Annotated in this window: 2 protein-coding genes; both read right to left on the bottom strand. The window is 67.5% G+C overall.

Annotation, left to right across the window (positions count from 1 at the left end):
• On the bottom strand, positions 1-217 hold a 217-nt coding region (locus AC3ET4_RS30725; protein WP_431955234.1), incomplete at its 3' end, for a hypothetical protein.
• A 146-nt stretch (positions 218-363) separates the two neighbouring features.
• Positions 364-1485 (bottom strand): IS630 family transposase, encoded by a 1122-nt coding sequence (locus AC3ET4_RS30720; protein WP_431955232.1) that lies wholly within the window; start codon positions 1483-1485, stop codon positions 364-366.
• Positions 1486-1568 lie beyond the last annotated feature (83 nt).

The raw sequence follows: 1568 nt of genomic DNA, 5'->3' as shown, positions 1-1568 counted from the left end.
GGTCGCGTTCGGCGCGGGTGAGGCCGGCGGTCAGGCGGTGCGAGGGGATCCGGGTGAGCGCTCTGAGTGCCTGTTCCGCCGTCATCCCCTGGGGCGGACGGGCCACCACATCCTGGTAGACCTTGGCCGCTTGCTGGACGTGCGCCATGAAGGCGGTGAGATCGGCGGGATCGAGGGTGCCAATCCCGGTGAGGACATCCCCCACGGGCGAGGGCATCTCGAAACACATCCGGGCAAGAGCACGAGGAGCCACGAGAACAGAAATCCCTTCAGATCAGCTACCACACCACAATAAACGCACCTGAAAGACCGCCACCGAGCGGACACACCGCTAGTGCTGTGACCGCATAGGTTCGCCGGGTTTCATGCTGCTGGGGCGAGTGGGCGTCCGCCCCAGCGGATGCGTTTCTCGCTGCGGATACGGGCGCGTTCTCGGCGTTGGGCGGCCAGGACGTCGGGGTGGCGGGCGTTGGTGTTGCGCCAGCGCAGGTAGGCGTGCAGGGCCCGGGTCTGGACGGTGTGGTTGGGGTGGTTCGAGTTGGCGATGGTGAACTGCCGCAGCGGCCCGAAGTGAGCTTCTATGGGGTTGGCCCAGGACGCGTAGGTCGGGGTGAAGCACAGTTCGACCCGGTGCTTGGTCGCCCAGCGGCGGATCCGCTCGCCCTTGTGTGCGGAGAGGTTGTCCAAGATCACGTAGATGGGGGCGCCGTCGGGTCGGGCCGCACGGATCGACTTCAAAGCGGCCAGGGTGTTGGCGGCGCCCTTCTTGCGCCGGTTGACGCCCCACAGGGTGTCGTCGCCGATGGAGTAGCAGCCGTGGAAGTACCGGACGCCGTGGGTGCGGTGGTAGGTCGCCGGCACCCGGTCGGGCTTGGTCTGCTCGGCCCAGCAGTTGCCGCCGGTGGGCCGGATGCCGAGCGGGCCGAACTCGTCGAACGCGAAGACACGGTCCGGGAAGCGGTGAAGGACGTGTTCGATGCGGTCGAGCTTGGTGTCACGCTCGGGGTCCGGGGATTCCTTCCAGGTCTTGGTGCGCTGGAAGGTGATGCCGCTGCGCAAAAGCAGCATCCGTAATGCCTCGCGGCCGATGCGGATCACACGGCCGTGGACTTTCCGCAGGTAGGCGGCGAGCTTCCGGATCGACCAGCGGGTGAAGGGCTGGCCGAGTTTGGTCGGGCGGGTAGTGGCCGTCTGGATGACGAAGTCCTCGTCGTCAGGACTGAGCAGGCGGGGACGGCCTCCCGCCCACTGAGGGTCCAGGCAGGCCAGGCCGATCTCGTTGAACCGGTGAATCACGTCGCGGACGGTGTCCTCGTCGGCCTGGACCAGCTGCGCGATCACCGGCACCCGGTTCCCGCCCGCCGAAGCCAGCAGCATCATCGCCCGCCGGTAGCGCACCGAACTGGTGCTGCCCCGGCGCACTATCTGCTGCAGCTTCTGCCCCTCCTGATCGGTCAGTCTGCGCACCCGCACAGGCTCAGCCACCGCACCTCCAGCAGTCGGATCGAACGTCACCGCCCATCCAACCGCCCCGACCACCAACCCGGCGAACCTATGCGGTCACAGCA

It is taken from the genome of Actinacidiphila sp. bgisy167, assembly GCF_057707665.1.
The sequence above is the reverse complement of the archived record's forward strand: the minus strand, read 5'-3'. Positions and strand labels throughout refer to the sequence as shown.